This window comes from Marinobacter sp. es.042, from assembly GCF_900188315.1.
Taxonomy (GTDB): Bacteria; Pseudomonadota; Gammaproteobacteria; order Pseudomonadales; family Oleiphilaceae; genus Marinobacter.
Map to the genome: position 1 here is coordinate 2921373 of NZ_LT897781.1, position 18019 is coordinate 2939391.

The window sequence follows — 18019 nt, forward strand, 5'->3', positions numbered from 1 at the left end:
GCGGTTAAGGCTTGCTTAAGGATGGCCCGGTAACGTGCCGGCCATCATTCGGATTCTTCCGATAACGCCCGGGTTCTTAAGTGAGGCTGTATGAGATTCCCGTTATTGCGGTCAAATGGCTGGGGCAGATTGCCACGATTCCTGCTGGCCGGTGGCGTCGCCACCCTGCTGCATTGGCTGGCCATGCTGGTCTTGATCGGTTGGGGACTGAACGCCGTTCTCGCAACCGCCACCGGTGCCACGGCTGGATTGCTGGCAAATTATGTTGGCCAGCATCGCTACGCTTTTTGTTCCAACCTGCCTCATAGAATTGCGTTCCCGCGATATCTCACGGGGGCTGCATTGGGCTGGGCCCTCAATTTAGCGGGCTTTTCGCTACTCCTGTTTGCGGGTCTCAGCGTCGCCCCCTCGCAACTAATCACGACCGGCCTGGTTGCCTTTGCCAACTATCTCTTTGCACAGAGGTTTGTTTTCCATGAAGAACAGACAATTAACGTTCAGTAACCCGATGCTGAGCATCATTATCCCGGTTCACAACGAAGCCGATGTGATTCCGACCCTGTTGAAACGGCTGGATCTTGTCTGCCGCCAACTGCCGGGCCAGGTTGAGCTGCTGTTCGTGGACGATGGCAGCCGGGACGATTCTGTTACACAGCTGCTACGGGCCAGGGACCGTTACTCCGGAATCCGTGTCGTTCAGCTCTCCCGGAACTTTGGCAAGGAAGCGGCCGTTACCGCGGGCCTTGAGAGTGCCCGTGGCGGTGCCGTGGTACTGATGGACGCCGATCTCCAGGATCCCCCGGAGTTGATCCCGAGAATGGTTCAGGCATGGCAGCAGGGGGCAGACGTCGTTCTGATGAAACGGCGATCAAGGGCCGGTGAAAGCTGGCTGAAACGCACCACTGCGAGCATTTTCTATCGTCTGATCAACCACATAAGTGACGCATCGATACCGGTGGATACTGGCGACTTCCGACTGATGAGCCGGCGCACCGTAGATGCCCTCAACCGGTTACCCGAACGCAACCGCTACCTGAAAGGCATGTTCGCGTGGGTTGGCATGCCAACGGTCACTCTCGAATTTGACCGCGATCCACGCCTGGCAGGCAAAACCAAGTGGAACTATCTGAAGCTCATGCATCTGGCGATGGAAGGGATTACCTCGTTCTCCACGCGCCCATTGCGGATTGCCCTGATCCTCGGCCTCTTTGCGGCCGGCGCCGGAGGCCTTTTCGGCACCTGGGAAGTTATCCGGGCACTGGTTTTCGGCATATCCACACCGGGTTACGCCTCCATGATTGCCATGATCACGTTCCTCTCAGGGGTACAGCTGCTATGCGTTGGCCTGTTGGGGGAGTATGTCGGTCGGATCTATATGGAGACCAAACAGCGCCCAGTGTTTATTGTTGCGGAAGACAGCGACGACATTGCCCAACCGGTTCTCACCCAACTGCGAGTAGCCGGTAATGACCAGAAACATTAACAACCTGCTCTGGCTCCTGTTTGCCGTGCTTGCCGCACGGCTCGGACTGGCGGCGATACTGCCGCTGGCGGACACTACCGAACCGCGCTATGCCGAAATTGCCCGCATAATGGCCCACACCGGAGATTGGATAACCCCATGGTTCGACTACGGAGTGCCGTTCTGGGGCAAGCCACCACTGTCGTTCTGGGCGCAGGCATTGTCGTTCAAATTGCTGGGTGTTTCTGAGTTCGCGGGCAGGCTGCCCTCCTGGCTGGCCAATGTCATTATCGTCTACTTGGTCTTCACCCTGCGTCGTTACCTGCATCCCGAACGCGACAGCCAAGCGGCAACGTCGGCCGGCCTCTGGGCCGCCCTGATTTACGCCACCACGGCCCTGGGCTTCCTGACGGCGGGCACGGTGATGACCGATTCGTTCCTTGCCCTCGGCTCAACGCTGGTGCTGACCAGTCTTGTGGTTCGTCTTCAGGGCGGCCCCATGGTGTGGGGCTGGCTCTTCTTTATCGGTCTTGCCATCGGCCTGCTCGCCAAGGGCCCGCTGATTCTGGTTCTGACCGGGCTGCCGGTTTTTCTCTGGGTTGCGACGACCCGACGCTGGCTGATCCTGTGGCAGCAGCTGCCCTGGCTACGCGGTTCACTTTTGATGATGGCCATTGCAGCCCCCTGGTATGTTCTTGCCGAGCTCAAGACACCCGGTTTTCTCGATTACTTCATCGTGGGAGAACACATCAAGCGATTCCTTGTCAGTAGCTGGCAGGGTGATCTTTATGGCAACGCACACGAGTTTACCCGGGGCACCATCTGGCTGTACCTGGTTGCCGCCAGTTTCCCCTGGGGTCTGATCGCGATTGTTGCTTTTGGCGTTAGCCGCTGGCGCCGTCAACCTGCACCACAACAGTGGCAGCCCGTTGAAAAAGGCGTGGGCGGGCTGGTTCTGGCATCCGCGCTGAGTCCTGCCGTCTTTTTCACCCTCTCCGGCAACATTCTCTGGACCTACGTGCTTCCCGGTTTGCCGTTTCTTGCCGTGCTGGCATCCAGCCTCTGGCCGAGGGAACTTTCCGGTCGGATGCCGGCCTCCAGTCTGGCTGCAGTGCTGACAATCCCCATGATCGGGATCGCCGCCGCAGGCTGGCTTACCCTGCACCCGGAGCAACTGAAAACCGAGCGGGATCTGGTCGCGCAAATCGAACAACTCCCCGGCATGAGCGCAGACAATCTGTTTTACCTGGGCAAGGCCCCGTTCTCGGCACGCTTCTACAGCCGTGGCGATGCTCATGCCATTGCCCAGGAAGACGTTATCGATCGCATTGAATCGGGCAACCTGCAGGAACCCATGGCTCTGGCTGTAGAGAAGGGCAACACCGCAATGATCAGGCGCCTTGAAGACCTCACCAGACCGATTGAGGAAAACCGTCGCTACCGGCTTTTCCTGTTGAAGCCATCCTCGGGAAATACCGCGACCAGCTTTCAGGAAAAAAGCAAAACCGGCGGTATCGATTACAATGCATCCAACGATCACCCGCTTAGCTGAAAACCAACCGGATTCCTGCTGTATGCGAATATTGCTGATTGAAGACGATCATCTTTTGGCCAACACCATGCTGGGTATGTTGCGTGACGAGCAGAACACCGTTGACTGGCTGGATGACGGCCAGCAGGCGCTCAATGCACTCCTGAACGATAGCTTCGATCTGGCCATCCTGGATCTGACGCTGCCCCGCGTGGACGGGCTGGATATCGTGAAAAAGGTACGCAGCCAGGGTATCGAGACGCCGGTCATCATCCTCACCGCCCGCGGCGATCTGGACGAAAAACTTCAGGGCCTCAATGCGGGCGCTGACGACTACCTGACGAAGCCCTTCGCCATGGCGGAACTGAAAGCTCGAATTCGGGCCGTTACGCGGCGCGGAGCCGGTGTCCGGACAGGCGGTCTGCAGGTGGGCAGGCTGATTCTGGACCCCGATTCAGGCCAGCTCAAGCTGGGGACCGAAACGGCGGCTCTTCCGCGCAGCGAATTCCAGATTCTGCACTACCTGATGCGCCACCCCGACCAGGTGGCAACCCGCCGTCGGCTGGAAGAGCAGCTGTATGGTTGGGAGCAGGGCGCAGAGAGTAATGCCCTTGAGGTGCATGTCCATCATTTGCGCCGGCGCGTTGGCAAACAGACCATCCGCACCGTCCGTGGCGTTGGCTACATGCTGGACAGCAAGGCCGCTGCGGAGGTTTCTCCCGAATGAGCCTGACCCGAAAACTGATCCTTCTGATCACCAGCACGGTGTTCTTCATCACTCTGATTGCTGCCGGCTGGGGCTTCTACGTCAGCGACCATCAACTGGAAGAGCTTTTCGACGCGGAGCTGGCCCAGAGCACCCGCATTGTCCAGGGCCTGGTTGAGCATCTCTCTTCCACGCAGTCGATGGAGCAGATCAGTCATACCCTGGAGAAGACGCTCCAACTGCCAGACGGCGTGTACCAGGGCGACGAGGAGGAGAATGAAATCCTGCCCGGCGGCGCGGGCCACAAATACGAACGGAAGCTGGCCTTTGAGGTCTGGTCGCCGGACCGGGAGCCGATTCTGGACACCCTGCGCGCCAACGATTCGCAGGGCCTGGAGCGTGGTTTCGGATGGCAGGAAGTAGCCGGATATCAATGGCGAACCTTCACCCTTGAAGATCCGGCGACCGGTTTCTGGATCCGCACGGCCCAGCGTGAAGATGTCCGGGATGAACTCAGCCAGGAAATCGCTCTCGGCAACGTACTGCCTTTCCTGATCGTGCTGCCCGTGCTGGCTCTGGCAGTGCTGGTGTCGATCCAGGTGGGCTTCCAGCCACTTAGAAAGCTCGAGAAGCCCGTACGCAACATGGCCCCGGAAAATATACACCCACTGGACGACCGGCAGGCGCCCAAGGAAGTCGCCGGTCTGGTGCAGGCGGTGAATGGTCTGCTCCGACGCCTCAACCAGGCCCTGGAACGGGAGAGGCGGTTTTCTGCCGATGCCGCCCATGAACTGAGGACACCGCTTACGGCCCTGCGTCTGAATCTGGAAAAAGTCTACGAGAACGACCCGGAGCAATACGGCGATCTGATCCAGTCCGTGGACCGCATGGTGCACCTGGTTGAGCAGATGCTGCTGCTCAACCGCGTCGACTCTGGTGCCGATTTCACCCCGGAATACCACAACCTGTCTGCCATCGTGGAACAGAGCATTGCCGATGTGGCACCGCTGGCCCTGAAAAAGGACATCGACCCCGTGCTGCAGGACGATGCCGGTCAGGCCCTGGTCTCCTGCCACAGTGCCTTGATCAACACCCTCATGCGCTCCCTGCTGGCGAACGCCATCCAGTACAGCCCCGAACACACAAGCATCGAAACACACCTCACGCCTGCCGGTGAGGGATACCATATAACCGTGTGCGACCAGGGCCCCGGCATCCCAGCCGAGGCACGTGAGCGGGCTTTGAGCCGTTTTGTCCGGCTGGACCAGCGACTCGGTGGTGGCGCGGGTCTCGGGCTGGCCATCGCCAGGCGCATCGCTGAACTTCATGGTGGCCAGCTCACCCTGGGCGACCGGCCGGATGGCAACTCGGGCCTGTGCGTCAGCATCTGGCTCCCGGCCCGTGCCACCTCTCGTCTCAAGAAGGTTTAAGGTTGTTTTAAGGTTTGAGGAGGATACTCCGGCCCAATTGAACAGGGCCGACAGACGGCCCGGTTGATATTCCGTTTTCGAGGATGTCTTTACATGGGTCAGGAAAGAACTCTTTCGCTGGTTATACCGGCCAAGGATGAAGAAGCCAACATCGCTACCCTGCTGACCGAGGCCTATGGGGTAATGCGTGACTATCACGGCTTTGAGGTGGTGCTGGTGGATGATGGCAGCACCGACAGCACGCTGGACACAGCCGTTCGGACAGCCCGGGCCCTCGGGGGCCGGTTGTTGACCATTCGCCACGAGCGCAGCATCGGCCAGAGCGGTGCCCTGGCATCGGGTATCCGACAGGCCCGGAGTAAGTTGATTGTTACCATGGATGGCGATGGCCAGAATGATCCGGCCGACATTCCCGCCATGCTGCAGAAAGCCAACACCATGCGGAACCCGGACTTCTGTATTGCCGGCTATCGCAAGAATCGCAAGGACACTGCGTGGAAGCGCTTCCAGTCACGCCTGGCCAATCGCGTGCGGGATGCACTTCTTCATGATGGCGTGCCCGATACCGGTTGCGGCCTGAAGCTGTTTCCCCGGGAAACCTTCCTCAAACTCCCCTGGTTCGATCACGGACACCGATTCATCCCGGCGCTGGTACGAGGGATCGGCGGTGACATTGCCATCGTGGAGGTAAACCACCGCCCACGCACCGCAGGGATTTCCAAATACAACGCCTGGAACCGGACCTGGGCCGGCATCCTGGATCTGCTCGGTGTACTCTGGTTGCTGCACCGCACCCGGGTTCCTGTTATCAGCAGTGCCGGTCAGGCCGATCCACAGGGATCGGTGGCGGAGCGCTCCTGACATGATCAACAGTTCCCGCTGGCTGGCCTTCGCAGCCCTGGTGCTGGTTGGCTATCTGACCATCCACAACGGCTGGCTCGACTTCATTGCCGACCAGAATGAAGTGGCGAACTATCTCCACAGTCATGGTGTCGGCGGATTGGTGGTGATTACCCTCGCCGGCGCATTGTTTACCGGCCTCGGCGCTCCACGCCAGTTGCTCGCCTTCGTGCTGGGTTTTGCACTGGGCGGGCTCAACGGGACACTGCTGTCGACCCTGGCCGCCGCCATTGGGGCCACCGGCTGTTTCCTGACCGCCCGCTGGCTGCTGCGAACGCCATTGAGCAGGCGGTTCAGCCATCGCATGCAGCAGTTTGATCGCCTGTTCCGGGAGCAGACGCTGTTGAAGGTTCTCATGGTGCGTTTGCTGCCGGTGGGCAGTAACCTGGTGACCAACCTTGTCGCAGGCTGCTCCGGGATCCGTTTCTCACCGTTCCTGTTCGGCAGCACCCTGGGCTATCTGCCCCAGATGCTGGTGTTTGCCCTGGCCGGTGCCGGTATCGGCAATGCCAATGCCTATCAGCTTGCCGTGAGCATCGGCTTTTTCATTCTCGCCTCGCTGATTGGTGCTTTTCTCTATCACAACCAGAGGGCCAGGACGCTGGCCGATTCCGTTTCCGACTCTCTCTGAGACCGAACCATGCCTGCATCACCCTTCGTCCGCCACCTGCCGGACACCGTGTTTAACCTGTCCCGCAATCAACTCCTGCTGTTACTGCTGGCCTTTGCCGCAGTCGTGATTTTTACCGGGATCGGACTACGTTCCCCCTGGCCTGCCGACGAACCGAGGTTCGCGGAAGTGGCCCGCGAAATGGTCGCCTCCGGGCAATGGCTGATCCCCATGCGGGGTGGTGAGTTCTACCCCGACAAGCCACCGGTGTTCATGTGGAGTATTGCCTTCTTTTACTGGCTGACCGGCAACCTGAAGATTGCATTCCTGCTGCCCAATGCGCTGTGTAGCCTGCTGACACTGGGACTGGTCTTTGATCTGGGCACCCGCCTGTGGAACCAGCGGACCGGTGCCATCGCGGTCATGTTGCTGATGCTTGCGCCCCAGTTCGTGATCCAGGCCCAGAAAGCCCAGATCGACGCCATGGTCGCCTGCTGGATTGCGGTTGCTTGCTACGGCCTGATCCGACACTTTTTCACCGGGCCCGCCTGGGGCTGGTACTTCGTCGGCTGGGCGTTTATGGGGCTCGGGATCATCACCAAAGGGGTTGGCTTCCTGCCGGCGCTGATGCTCATTCCGATCGTGGTCATGAAGCTTCGCGATCGCGCATTGTTCCGTGGCACGCTCACCTGGCGCTGCGCACTGGGCCCGCTGGCCATGCTGGCAGTGGTTGCCGCCTGGCTGATTCCCATGGTGCTTTACGTTAACAATCTCGGCACCGAAGAGGCCCTGGCCTATCGGAACAATATCCTGTTCAAGCAGACCGGCGAGCGCTATGCCGACTCATGGGGCCATATCCAGCCCTGGTACTATTACCTCACCAGCGTCATCCCCTCGCTCTGGTTTCCTCTTCCGCTGTTGCTCCTGGCCTTGATCCGGCCCCTGTCTGAAACCGCCCGGTACCGGCCGATTATTCCTGTACTTCTGGGCTGGATTGCCCTGGTCATCGTGTTTTTCAGCCTCAGCCCCGGCAAGCGCGGTGTTTACCTGTTGCCAGCATTGCCCATGCTGGCCCTGATTCTCGCCCCGCTGCTCAGCAGCCAGAAACCGGCGGGGTGGTTTCCGCCGCTCCTGACAGGTGTGCAGTTCCTGCTCGGTATCGCGTTGATGGCGGTTGGCGTCCTGGCCTGGAACGACCACCCCAGGCTGGTTGAAAAAGTGGCCGACTACAGCACCGACCCGGCCAAACTGCACGAGGCGGGGACGTTCGTCTTCGTCATAGGACTGGCCTGGCTGATCACCCTGTTCGGGTTCTGGCGCTCCCGTGCGCTGGGGCGTCTGTTCCTGGCCATGATGATCACCTGGCTGCTGCTGGGCACCTGGGGCTATCGAATTCTTGAGCCGCTTCGAACTCCTCGCAACGTTCTGGCCGCCGCAGAACAGCATATCCCGCCCGGCGGGCAGCTCGGCATGATCGACTTCCGGGAACAGTTCCTGCTGTTTTCCAAACGCGACTTTACCCATTTCAGCTTCTTTACCGGTCGGGAACAGGAAAATCGCAATGCCTGGTTGTGGATGAGCGAAACCGAGGACAGCTATCTCCTCGTCGCCGATCAGATTGAGTTACCCTGCTTCACCAAAGAGGGTGCCATTCCCGTGGGCACGGCCCACCGGGACAGCTACCTATTATTGACTGATGAACAAATGAACCCCAGCTGCGCACCACCAGACAAGGTCAAACGGTTTACCACGCCTGAGCCCGGCAGTTGGCAGGATTGAGCTGGCGAGGGATTAAGAGAAGAAGAAACGATGAAAAAGCATGAAATTAAAGCCCGTCGGGAAGAAAACCGTGTTGATTCCGTGAAAATCGTACGATCCCCCTCGAATGCGCACGAATGGGTCATACTTTTTAAGGATATTGAAGGAAAGACCTTTTTCCTGATATCCGACGACGATCATGTTTGCAGCTACGCAAACCTGGATGCGACCGTCGAGGCACTCGACGCTCTGGGATTTGCCCGTGCCGAAGTGCTGTTCTGACAGGCCCTACCTGGTTTTGGGCAAAGTCACAGAAACCTGCAGGCCCTGACCTCCCGGGCCAGCATCCAGCCTGATATCGCCACCCATCCCCCGAATCAGGGTACGGGCAATAGCCAGGCCCAGGCCTGCGCCACCGGTTTCGCGGCTGCGTGAGTGTTCCAGCCGATAGAAGGGTTCAAAAACCCGTTCCCGGTCCGCCTCCAGAATACCCGGCCCCTGATCAACAATCGTGACAACCGCTTCTGTGTCTGTGGTTGCCAGTGTTACTTCCGCCTGCTCGCCATAATTAACCGCGTTCTCAATCAAATTACGCAGGGCACGTTTGACGGCTTCGGGCTGCCCCTGGAGTACACATCTCGGGCTGTCATCACAGTGCACCGCCAAGCCCATTTCCTGGAGATCACCACACAGGCTGTCCAGCAGGGTCGCCAGATCATAGCGACGGTGCTGTTCGGTGGTGGTGCCCCGGATGAAATCGAGGGTGGCTTCGGCAAGATGCTGCATTTCCCTGAGGGAATCGAGAAGACGGTCCCTGTCCTCACCTTCCGGCAGCATTTCCACTCGGAGCCGCATGGAGGTAATGGGTGTCCTGAGGTCGTGAGCGAGAGCCGCCAGCAGCCTTGCCCGGTCTTCCTGGGCGCGGCCAACCTGATCCTGCATCTGGTTGAAGGCGCGGGTAACCTCACGAACATCCTCCGGTCCCTTTTCAGGAATCCGGACTTTCTCCCCCCGCCCGAACGCGTGGGCCGCCTGGCTCAACTCGTTCATTGGCCGCAGTATTCGACGGACCGCCAGCAATAAGGTCAGCGTGAGCAGCACTGCGGTAATACCAACGCTGGTGAGCGTCGCCTTTAGCCACAGCCAGGAGGGCGCCGGTGGCCGGGCCCGGGCATTGAACCACTGGCCGGAAGACAGCGCCAGGGAAACACCCAGCACCGGCGGGCATTCGTGCCGTTCATCGTGATGGTCGTCATCATCACGGTGTTCTTCATACTCGTGGTGTTCATCATCCTCATCGTCATGCCGTTCACGGTCCCGATGATCATCGCGATCCCGCAGGCAGTCGTCTCCATCAGCCTCCATGGCCGTTCGAACCTGCGCCATGGGCAGACCCAGCTCCTCGGCCAGCCTGCGCCTCATGTCGGAGGACTGATCCTCGGTCAGATAGGGCGCGGGATCAATGGAAAGCCGCAGGGTCGGGCTGGAGAGTGCCCGGAGGATGCGCTCCTGCCGTTCCGGATCGGTAGTATCGGCCAGGGTATAGCCATCGGCCACCCGCTGGAGGACGTGTTCCAGACTGGCACTGCGCAACGCTCCCTGGCGCTCACCCGCCAGAATAACGATGGTGATAACCTGGGCCACCAGCAGCACCAGAATCAATAACAGCGCCAGCTGCCCACCGGCGCGCCGTGGCCACAGTCTCATTGTTCAGCCCCTTCGACCGCAGCAATCCACTGGTAGCCACCGCCCCAGATTGTCTTGATCAGCCTGGGGCTGCGGGCATCCGGGTCGATCTTTCGGCGCAGGCGGCTGACATGATTATCAATGCTGCGATCGAAAGCATCCGCCTCTCTGCCGAGGGTCAGGTCCATCAGCTGATCACGGGACAACACGCGGCCGGCGTGCTCAAGGAAGGCGAGCAGAAGCTTGTACTCGGCGGTACTCAACGACACCTCGACACCTTCCGGATCGATGAGTTGATGGCGGTCGACGTCCAGCGTCCAGCCCTCGAACGTCAGGGACTGCCCGGCCATGGGGCTGCGTTGCGGTGGCAGCGCTGTGGTACGGCGCAGAACTGCTTTTATGCGGGCCAACAACTCCCGGGGGTTAAAGGGTTTGGTGAGGTAATCGTCGGCGCCCATTTCGAGGCCGACAATGCGATCGGTTTCCTCGCTCATGGCTGTAAGCAGAATAACAGGCAACTCGGTGTGCTCACGAAGGTAACGGCAGAGCGTGAGGCCATCGTCCCCGGGCATCATGATGTCCAGCACAACCAGGTCGACGGAGTGCTGTCGCAACTGTCGCTTCATGGCATCGCCGCCATCTGCCAGCAGCACGCGCAGGCCATGCTCCTGAAGATAGCGGCCGACCAGATCTCGAATGTCCCGGTGGTCATCGACGACCAGGATGGTGGGAGAGTCGCTCACTCGTTACTCCGTTGATTACCGTCTGCCCTGATTATAGGGGAGTCGACTTCCCGCTTGGGCGCGATCTTGTCAAAAACCGTCGCAAATCCTTGCCTTGCGACAAGTTGCGACAAAGTCGGTGGGTCACCGAGACAATTCTGCGACGTTTCCTTGGTGAAATAGATCCTGTCAAACGAGGGCATTCCCGATAAGGACTTAACCAACCAAGGAGTTCAACCATGAAGAAAACCACCACCATTGCCGCCATCTCTGCCGCTGCCCTGCTCAACACGGCGCCCCTGCTGGCATCGGCCGATGACGACTACTGGGAAGAAGACCGCTATGAACATCGCGGTGACGGCAAGCACATGCGCGCCAGCCTCAAGCAGTACAGCACCGACGAGATGCGCATTATGGCCTATGGCCAGGCACTCAGGCGCTTTGGTCCGGGCGTGAAGGTGTCCGTTGACGAAACTCCGGATGGCACCTACCGGGTACAACTGCGGGATGCCGAGCAGAACCTGATCCGGGAGCAGGAATTCAACCAGTACGGCGCTCCGGTTCGCGGCGGCCGCCGGGACTGATTGCCAGCTGACAGCGCGGGGCCCGGAAGGTGCTCCGCCAACCCCTGATCAAGGAGAATCGCGATGACACTGATGGACGCTGACAACCGCTATGGTGCCGTTTCCCGGGCTGTGCACTGGATAATGGCGGTTATGTTGCTGGTAATGCTTGCCAGCGAAGTCTGGTTTGAAGCCCTGGAGCACACACTCTCTGATGCGTCGCTTATGGCCTGGCACCAGACCCTGGGCCTGACCATTTTCGGGCTGGTTATCTTTCGCGGTCTCTGGCGCTGGCTTAACCGCGCACGTATAACACCACCGGCTCAATGGGCGACCATGGCCAAGCTCGGACACATTGCGCTCTATGCCCTGATGATCCTGATGCCGCTGTCAGGGCTCGCATCCTCCCTCGGTGAAGGCGATCCTGTTACCTTTTTCGGCTGGACAGTCTTTGGCTACGGCCCGGAAATCGAGTGGCTGGAAGACAGCGGGGAAGAGGTTCATGAAGTGCTGGCCAACGTGTTGTGGCTCATGATCGGCATACACGTGGCTGCTGCCCTGGCGCATCAGTACCTGCTGGGAGACCGGATCATGAAGCGCATGGCCTGACGGCCCGGGATACGGGAAAACCCTCGGGCTCAAGCCACCGGCAGCGAATCGTCGCTGCCCCAGTCCGCCCAGGAACCATCGTAAAGAGAAAGCTGGTCATACCCGGCCAGCTCCGCCGCCAGCAGAATGATGCAGGCGGTGATGCCGGAACCGCAGGAAAACACCAGTTGATGCCCGCCTCCGGGCTGAAGGTTCGGAGCAAGCCGTTTGAACGTTGATTCCAGCTCACTAACTGGCTTGAACCGGTAACCATCCAGTACCTCGGTAAACGGAACATTGAGTGAGTTCGGAATATGGCCGCCGCGCACACTCGGGCGGGGTTCCGGGGCCTGAGCCAGGAACCGCGCCCGGGATCTCGCATCAATCACCGAAACTCGCTCGTCGTCCAGATGCTGTAAAACGAAGGCGGAATCCCGAACCCGTTCAGGGTCCAGAAGGCCCGCCATGTTCCCGGCGTAAGCCGCACTATTAATCGGAGCCGAAACCGTCTTACGCCCCTCTGCCAACCACTGTGGCAGGCCACCATCGAGCACGAAAACCTGTTCGAGGCCCATCGACCGCAGAATCCACCAGGCCCGGGGAGCGGAATAGATTCCCTGGTTGTCGTAAAGCACCACCAGGCTTTCAGGCGTTATGCCCAGCCTGCGAACTTCCTGCGTGAACTGCTCCTCGGTGGGAAACGCATGGAGCTGGGACGATTCCGTATTGCAGAGCGTTCCCTCCAGATCAATCTGGAAGCTCCCCGGTATCCACACCGGGTGATCATAAACGATCGGCTCCTTGCCAATAACCGTGGCCATACTCGCGTCGATCAGAACCAACCGTTCGTTATCGAGGTTTTCCTGCAACCAGTCGGTGGTAACGAGTGGGGACGCCATGGTGTGCTCCTGTTCCTACCAGAAATAAACGGCCGACTTCTCAGACCGACAAATCGCCAGACCTTCCCGGCTGCCGTCAGGACGTTGCGGCAATCACCGAGATTTCCACCAGCAACTCCGGCGACGCCATCTGAGCCTGAACGCAGGCCCGGGCCGGCGCCGTACCTTCAGGCACCCAGTTGTCCCACACCTCGTTCAGGGCTTTGAAATCGGCCATGTCTGCCAGGTAAATGGTCGCCGAGAGGATCCTGTCGCGGCTGGAGCCGGCAGTCTCAAGCAGCTCGTCCACTTTCTCCAGCATCCCGGTCACCTGGGTATGAATATCGGCGTTACGGTCCTTGGCAACCTGACCGCAAAGGTAAGCGGTGCCGTTGTGTTTTACGATCTTGCTCATTCGGCTGTTGGTGGAAATACGTTCAATGGTCATGGTGATGGCCTTGTTGGGGATTTGAGTGACTATATAGCCCTATTGTGGGGTTCCGGATTCAGCCAGAATCGGATGATTGATAGTGACCGACTGAATCCAGCTGTTCATGCAATGCTTCGAGGTTTTTCCGATGGGTAATAATAATCACCTCATCATCAGGTTCAATCCGTGCATTGTCCTCCGGAATGATCAGCTTTCCCTTTCGATAGATACACATGATGCGACTGGACTTGGGTAATGCCAGATCGGCAATTCCGCCGACCTGTTTTTCCCTGGCCACAAATGAAAAGACCGAGGTGTCGTACCGCAACATGGTAGACAACTCAAACGAGTCACGGCCCTCGAAAAGCTCTGCCAGGTGCCGACCAATAGTACGTGACGGAACAATCGTGGCCTCAAGCCCGAGCTCGATGCAGATATGTTCATAAGTCGGGTCTTGAATCTTGGTGACAACCTTTTTGAAACCTAAGGAGCGACCAACCAGGCTGGCAATGATGTTTGTCTGGTCATGACCGGTAAGACAGTAGAGCACGTCCCCCTCTTCCGGATTTGTTTCTCGCAGCAGTGACGGTTTGCTGCCATCGCCAAGTAAGAAGCCACAGTCAAGTTCATGGCTCAGCTCATCAATCCTTTCCTTGTCGACCTCAATGACAATCACATCATGATTGTGCTCGAGCAGGAATTTCGCCGTCATTATTGCGGTAGAACCCGCACCCACAAGGATGGCTTTCATGATAATTCCTTTCGTTTTCCGACCCAGTTCGCAGGATACAGAACGACCAGCAATGCAACGATTTCGAGTCGCCCAAACAGCATGTTCAGACACAGAACCAGTTTGAGTAAAACCGGCAGATCGGCTGCGGTAATGCCGGTGCTTAATCCCACCGTGGCAGTTGCCGAAACAACCTCAAACAGCGCATTCATTGGAGGGTAGCCGTGCATCAAAAAGACGAACCATGAAATTGCCACCACGCCAATAAATAACAGGATAAGAATGAGAGCGCGTTGTATGACGGTATCTTCCAGGACCTTCCCATCCAGTTTGGGGTAGTGCACAGCCTGTGACGGCATGGTTGTGCGCTGTAACACTACCTGAATCAACCGAAGCAAAATCAGAACACGTAACAGCTTTATGCCACCTGCCGTCGATCCGACACCACCACCGACCAACATCGAAAAAATCATGCTGATTTTGGCACTGTCATCGAGCAAGTTTATATCAACCGTCGTGAATCCCGTTGTGGATTGGGAGGACATGGCAAGAAATAACGCATGGCCGGCAGCATCCTGCGGATTCATTCCTGAGTGAAAATGCAGGGAAAGAAACAAAAGAAGGGTCACCAGTAAAATCGCCACTGACAGAGCGAGAAGCTCCCTATCACGAATACCGGCACGCCAGTGTTTCGAAAAGACGACGGCATACAGTGATAAGGGCAAAGCACCGCACAAACCCAGGCCAATAATAGTGAACCGGGTATACCAGTTATCAATGGCTGCAAGACTGTTATCGAATGAAGAGAAACCACCGGTTGATACCGCCGATAGCACATGGTTGAGGGCCATCAAGCCATTACCAGATATCAACCAGACCACCAGGATGCCTGTCAGGGTAAGGACGCTATAGATCACCAGCGTCTGACGGGCATGGGTGCGTGTCGTTGTTGCCAGGGTTTCACCTCCAAGGGGCTCACTCAGGCTCCGACTGGCAATCTGGCTACCCATTAACAACGCAACAGAAAGCACCACGATCCCCAGGCCTCCGTACCACTGCATCCATGAACGGGCGAACATAAATGTCTGTGGCTTGTCCGCGAGATCTGTCGTGACTGAAAGGCCCGTGGTTGTGATAGCGGAGATGGCCTCAAACAAGGCATCGTAAAAACTTAAACCACTCCCCATGAACGGGAAGGTCATCAATAGCGGGGAGAGCACAAAGGCCAAAGCAACAACTGTCAGCGCTTCATTTGTCTGTATGTGCCAGGGCTCAGCAATGGACCGTGACGCGCCCCAGAAAATCAGCAGTGCGGCAATAACAACGAGGTAACGCCAAGCAATGTGAAAATCCTGAACAATCACCGCAACGCCCAGAGGGGCGAGCGTCAGCAGAGCCAGCATTAATGCAAGTAGCCCCATATATTTTGCCAACACGGGCATTCGCACTGCATAACTGAGTCTCGATGAGCTACTGGTCATTTGCCTGGTGTGCCGAAAGGTTGATTGTTCGACCCCGCACCGATCTGTAAGTAGCTTCAATCACGAAGGCCGCTGCCACCATTGCAAACAGAAACCAGAGTTGCCCGGGTGAGCTTATCGCCGTCTGCCATACAAGGGCTCCCAATGCACCAAGACACAGAGCGATGCCAACAACCGAAAGTATGCGGTTCCATCCCGAATCGACCGTCAGTACCAGATTGGCAGCATTAACTGCTGCAAAAATCACGAGAAAGCCAGCACTACCCATCATCGACAGACTGGAAAGATTTACCAGATTGGCTATCAGCACGGTTGCTCCGGATGTAATCAAGAGCCCTTCGGCAGGCTTTCCCCAGATCTTCTTCTCCAGAGCCTCCGGCAGCTCCCCGTCTTTCGCAATGATGTAACTGAGGCGAGCCGCACCATAGGTCGTGGCATTGATTGCTGAAGCCGTTGAAAGCATGGCTGCGATCGCGATTAATACGAACCCCGTTTGCCCCAGGGATGGCCTGGCGGCCTCTGCAAGCGCATAGTCCTGTGCATCGACGATCTTATCCACTGGCAGGCTTCCCACGGTCACTATCGCAACAAGGACATACAGAAGAATTACGAAACCAACACAGGAGTAGAAGGCCCGGGGCAGGGTTCTCGGGGCGTCCCTTACATCCTGGGCAGTATTGGCAATCAGCTCGAAGCCTTCGTAGGCCAGGAAAATGATCATTCCGCCGGCAATCAGATGCAACGGCGAGGACCATGTCGCCGGTGCCAGTTTGCCCGTGTCGATACCCCAGATACCAACGCCGATAAAAACAGAAAGAATCATCAGCTTAAGCAAGACAATCCAATCCTCCGCTTCGCCGATAAGACGGGCGTTCAAGAGGTTCAGTCCGGTAATACCGAGGACACTCGCCGTGATCAGAACGTGCTTCCAGAAAGGCTGGGAGTCCGACGGGAAGAAGGAGGCGCCATAGCTCCCGAACGCATAGGAATAGATCGAGAGCATGACGATATAGCTTATCCAGAGCAGGATGTTCGCGGTACCGGTCATCAGGCCTGGCCCGAAGGCCTGGTCCAGGAACGCAACGGTCCCTCCCTGGCTAGGGTAGCTGACAGACAGCCTTGCGTAGGAAAAGGAAGTCACAAGCGCAACCACACCCGCGATTAAGAAGGCCAAAGGCGCACCGCCCCCGGTTAAGGTCACGGACAGGCCGAGCACCGCAAAAATCCCACCCCCGACCATGCCGCCTATCCCGATTGACATGACTTCCCAGTAACCCAGACCTTCCTTTTCTGACCCGCTCATACAGGTTTCCATGCGATTGGAACGTTTTACAGCATAGTCGACGGTGTTCCCGGGCGCGCTCCGTTGGCCAACGGACTTCACCGGTTTTATGATGTCATTATTCTCCCGATTACTGGCGCCCTGGGATCGGTGCCAACCAGGAGCACCTGATGGTCGACGCTTCCTCCCAATTGCACATTTCCGTGTTAAGCCTGAATCCGGCTGTTGATATCACCTATCAGATCCCACGGCTGATTCCCGATCAGAAGGTCCACGCCGCGGACTCCCGGTATGATCCGGGTGGCAATGGAATCAATGTCGGGCGCGGTCTCAGGCGACTCGGGGTGCAAGCGTGCACTTTCTGCGTTGTCGCCGGCGAAATCGGCCGCTTCCTTCGCCACCAACTGGATGAGCAGCTGGACCAGGCCAGTTATCTGGAGGTGGATGGTGAAACCCGGATCAATGGCACCATTCTTGAGACTGCCACCGGTGCCCAGTATGAGGTCAGTGGTGTCGGCCCTGTGGTATCGACCGAAGAATGGCAACAGTTGCTCGACCGGTTCGTGACCCATTGTGGTAAAGGGCTCGGCGTGATCACCGGCTCGCTACAAAAAAGCCTGCCGCAGAACCTCTATGCGGATGCAGTGCGTCGGGTGAATGCCGCCGGAGGTCGTGCGGTGGTCGACTCTCATGACGAGCTCCTGCAGCACGCAATCGATGCCCAACCCTTTCTGATCAAGCCCAACCGCTACGAGCTGGAAACCCTGGTCGGGCAGTCGTTGCAAAACCAGCGGGATATCATTCGGGAAGCACGCCTGTTGCAGGCGCGGGGCGTCCACTGGGTCTGCGTCTCCCTCGGAGCCGAGGGGGCGTTACTGGTAACGCCCTCTCGGGTCCTGAAGGCAGAAGTCCCTTCGGTGCCAGTAATCTCCACCGTTGGGGCCGGTGACTCCATGGTGGCCGGCATGGTCGCCCTCCTGGCACAGGGCGCGTCGGATCAGGATGCGTTACGCGAAGGCATGGCCTGCAGTGCGGCGACGGTCATGCAGCCGGGAACCGAGCTGTTCGAAAAGAAAACGGTCGACCGGCTGCGTGGAGAGGTCCGGGTGGCACCGCTTCCGCTATGACGGACCTTATTACTTGCATGGGCCGGTTCAGAAGGCCCGGTCAGCCGTAAACATACGACCTGAAAACGGTTCTCACTTTCATCATCCTTCTAAGTCCCGGATTGAAGTTGCGCTTTTTCGAAACTGTTCTTGAAT

Annotated in this window: 19 protein-coding genes; 12 read left to right on the top strand and 7 right to left on the bottom strand. The window is 58.2% G+C overall.

Going from position 1 to position 18019, the window contains the following annotated elements:
• Positions 1-90: 90 nt before the first annotated feature.
• From CFB02_RS13655 to CFB02_RS13695, 9 genes are all read left to right on the top strand, one after another.
• The gene (locus CFB02_RS13655) at positions 91-504 is read left to right on the top strand and encodes a GtrA family protein (protein WP_088558422.1); all 414 of its coding nucleotides are present in this window, start codon (positions 91-93) and stop codon (positions 502-504) included.
• The gene (locus CFB02_RS13660; RefSeq protein ID WP_227519219.1) at positions 476-1483 is read left to right on the top strand and encodes a glycosyltransferase family 2 protein; all 1008 of its coding nucleotides are present in this window, start codon (positions 476-478) and stop codon (positions 1481-1483) included. The genes CFB02_RS13655 and CFB02_RS13660 overlap by 29 nt, the downstream gene beginning before the upstream one ends.
• Entirely contained in the window at positions 1467-3014 is a 1548-nt protein-coding gene (locus CFB02_RS13665; protein WP_088558424.1) for an ArnT family glycosyltransferase, read from the top strand. Before CFB02_RS13660 ends, CFB02_RS13665 begins: the two co-directional genes overlap by 17 nt.
• Before the next feature lie 22 nt (positions 3015-3036).
• Positions 3037-3720, top strand: coding sequence for a response regulator transcription factor (locus tag CFB02_RS13670; protein WP_053113696.1), 684 nt, complete (start codon positions 3037-3039; stop codon positions 3718-3720).
• Entirely contained in the window at positions 3717-5129 is a 1413-nt protein-coding gene (locus tag CFB02_RS13675) for an ATP-binding protein (RefSeq protein ID WP_014579084.1), read from the top strand. The genes CFB02_RS13670 and CFB02_RS13675 overlap by 4 nt, the downstream gene beginning before the upstream one ends.
• 93 nt (positions 5130-5222) lie before the next feature.
• Positions 5223-5990: a glycosyltransferase family 2 protein gene (locus tag CFB02_RS13680; protein ID WP_014579083.1), complete on the top strand. Its 768-nt coding sequence runs from the start codon at positions 5223-5225 to the stop codon at positions 5988-5990.
• 1 nt (position 5991) lies between these two features.
• Positions 5992-6660 carry a TVP38/TMEM64 family protein gene (locus CFB02_RS13685; RefSeq protein WP_053113691.1) on the top strand — a complete coding sequence of 223 codons (669 nt, stop codon included), beginning with the start codon at positions 5992-5994 and terminating at the stop codon, positions 6658-6660.
• A gap of 9 nt (positions 6661-6669) precedes the next feature.
• The gene (locus CFB02_RS13690) at positions 6670-8418 is read left to right on the top strand and encodes an ArnT family glycosyltransferase (RefSeq protein ID WP_088558425.1); all 1749 of its coding nucleotides are present in this window, start codon (positions 6670-6672) and stop codon (positions 8416-8418) included.
• Between the two features lie 30 nt (positions 8419-8448).
• Complete coding sequence (locus tag CFB02_RS13695; protein WP_014579080.1) at positions 8449-8679, top strand: hypothetical protein; 231 nt, start codon at positions 8449-8451, stop codon at positions 8677-8679.
• A gap of 6 nt (positions 8680-8685) precedes the next feature.
• Here CFB02_RS13695 and CFB02_RS13700 read toward each other — a convergent pair whose 3' ends face one another.
• Positions 8686-10104, bottom strand: coding sequence for a sensor histidine kinase (locus CFB02_RS13700; RefSeq protein ID WP_088558426.1), 1419 nt, complete (start codon positions 10102-10104; stop codon positions 8686-8688).
• On the bottom strand, positions 10101-10826 hold the full coding sequence (locus CFB02_RS13705) for a response regulator (protein ID WP_014579078.1): 726 nt from the start codon (positions 10824-10826) through the stop codon (positions 10101-10103). Before CFB02_RS13705 ends, CFB02_RS13700 begins: the two co-directional genes overlap by 4 nt.
• A gap of 218 nt (positions 10827-11044) precedes the next feature.
• On the opposite strand from CFB02_RS13705, the gene CFB02_RS13710 reads away from it, so the two are divergent.
• Entirely contained in the window at positions 11045-11389 is a 345-nt protein-coding gene (locus CFB02_RS13710; protein WP_088558427.1) for a hypothetical protein, read from the top strand.
• Between the two features lie 63 nt (positions 11390-11452).
• Positions 11453-11977 (top strand): cytochrome b, encoded by a 525-nt coding sequence (locus CFB02_RS13715; protein WP_088558428.1) that lies wholly within the window; start codon positions 11453-11455, stop codon positions 11975-11977.
• Positions 11978-12006: 29 nt separating this feature from the next.
• On the opposite strand, the gene CFB02_RS13720 is transcribed toward CFB02_RS13715, so the two are convergent.
• The 5 genes from CFB02_RS13720 to CFB02_RS13740 all read right to left on the bottom strand — a co-directional run bounded on the left by CFB02_RS13720 (position 12007) and on the right by CFB02_RS13740 (position 16778).
• Entirely contained in the window at positions 12007-12855 is an 849-nt protein-coding gene (locus CFB02_RS13720) for a sulfurtransferase (protein WP_088558429.1), read from the bottom strand.
• Positions 12856-12931: 76 nt separating this feature from the next.
• Positions 12932-13282: a RidA family protein gene (locus CFB02_RS13725; RefSeq protein WP_008177087.1), complete on the bottom strand. Its 351-nt coding sequence runs from the start codon at positions 13280-13282 to the stop codon at positions 12932-12934.
• Between the two features lie 58 nt (positions 13283-13340).
• Positions 13341-14015: a potassium channel family protein gene (locus CFB02_RS13730; protein WP_088558430.1), complete on the bottom strand. Its 675-nt coding sequence runs from the start codon at positions 14013-14015 to the stop codon at positions 13341-13343.
• A complete protein-coding gene (locus CFB02_RS13735; RefSeq protein WP_197694026.1) occupies positions 14012-15436 on the bottom strand; it encodes a TrkH family potassium uptake protein in 1425 nt (474 codons plus the stop codon). Before CFB02_RS13735 ends, CFB02_RS13730 begins: the two co-directional genes overlap by 4 nt.
• Before the next feature lie 28 nt (positions 15437-15464).
• On the bottom strand, positions 15465-16778 hold the full coding sequence (locus tag CFB02_RS13740; protein WP_088558432.1) for an APC family permease: 1314 nt from the start codon (positions 16776-16778) through the stop codon (positions 15465-15467).
• A 149-nt stretch (positions 16779-16927) separates the two neighbouring features.
• Here CFB02_RS13740 and CFB02_RS13745 point away from each other — a divergent pair, with 149 nt between their 5' ends.
• A complete protein-coding gene (locus CFB02_RS13745; RefSeq protein WP_088558433.1) occupies positions 16928-17884 on the top strand; it encodes a 1-phosphofructokinase family hexose kinase in 957 nt (318 codons plus the stop codon).
• Positions 17885-18019: the final 135 nt, after the last annotated feature.

Coding starts and splice junctions, on each gene's coding strand:
- CFB02_RS13655 (WP_088558422.1), top strand. CDS start 91: ATGAGATTCCCGTTATTGCGGTCAAATGGCTGGGGCAGATTGCCACGA.
- CFB02_RS13660 (WP_227519219.1), top strand. CDS start 476: ATGAAGAACAGACAATTAACGTTCAGTAACCCGATGCTGAGCATCATT.
- CFB02_RS13665 (WP_088558424.1), top strand. CDS start 1,467: ATGACCAGAAACATTAACAACCTGCTCTGGCTCCTGTTTGCCGTGCTT.
- CFB02_RS13670 (WP_053113696.1), top strand. CDS start 3,037: ATGCGAATATTGCTGATTGAAGACGATCATCTTTTGGCCAACACCATG.
- CFB02_RS13675 (WP_014579084.1), top strand. CDS start 3,717: ATGAGCCTGACCCGAAAACTGATCCTTCTGATCACCAGCACGGTGTTC.
- CFB02_RS13680 (WP_014579083.1), top strand. CDS start 5,223: ATGGGTCAGGAAAGAACTCTTTCGCTGGTTATACCGGCCAAGGATGAA.
- CFB02_RS13685 (WP_053113691.1), top strand. CDS start 5,992: ATGATCAACAGTTCCCGCTGGCTGGCCTTCGCAGCCCTGGTGCTGGTT.
- CFB02_RS13690 (WP_088558425.1), top strand. CDS start 6,670: ATGCCTGCATCACCCTTCGTCCGCCACCTGCCGGACACCGTGTTTAAC.
- CFB02_RS13695 (WP_014579080.1), top strand. CDS start 8,449: ATGAAAAAGCATGAAATTAAAGCCCGTCGGGAAGAAAACCGTGTTGAT.
- CFB02_RS13700 (WP_088558426.1), bottom strand. CDS start 10,104: ATGAGACTGTGGCCACGGCGCGCCGGTGGGCAGCTGGCGCTGTTATTG.
- CFB02_RS13710 (WP_088558427.1), top strand. CDS start 11,045: ATGAAGAAAACCACCACCATTGCCGCCATCTCTGCCGCTGCCCTGCTC.
- CFB02_RS13715 (WP_088558428.1), top strand. CDS start 11,453: ATGACACTGATGGACGCTGACAACCGCTATGGTGCCGTTTCCCGGGCT.
- CFB02_RS13720 (WP_088558429.1), bottom strand. CDS start 12,855: ATGGCGTCCCCACTCGTTACCACCGACTGGTTGCAGGAAAACCTCGAT.
- CFB02_RS13725 (WP_008177087.1), bottom strand. CDS start 13,282: ATGACCATTGAACGTATTTCCACCAACAGCCGAATGAGCAAGATCGTA.
- CFB02_RS13730 (WP_088558430.1), bottom strand. CDS start 14,015: ATGAAAGCCATCCTTGTGGGTGCGGGTTCTACCGCAATAATGACGGCG.
- CFB02_RS13735 (WP_197694026.1), bottom strand. CDS start 15,436: ATGCCCGTGTTGGCAAAATATATGGGGCTACTTGCATTAATGCTGGCT.
- CFB02_RS13740 (WP_088558432.1), bottom strand. CDS start 16,778: ATGAGCGGGTCAGAAAAGGAAGGTCTGGGTTACTGGGAAGTCATGTCA.
- CFB02_RS13745 (WP_088558433.1), top strand. CDS start 16,928: ATGGTCGACGCTTCCTCCCAATTGCACATTTCCGTGTTAAGCCTGAAT.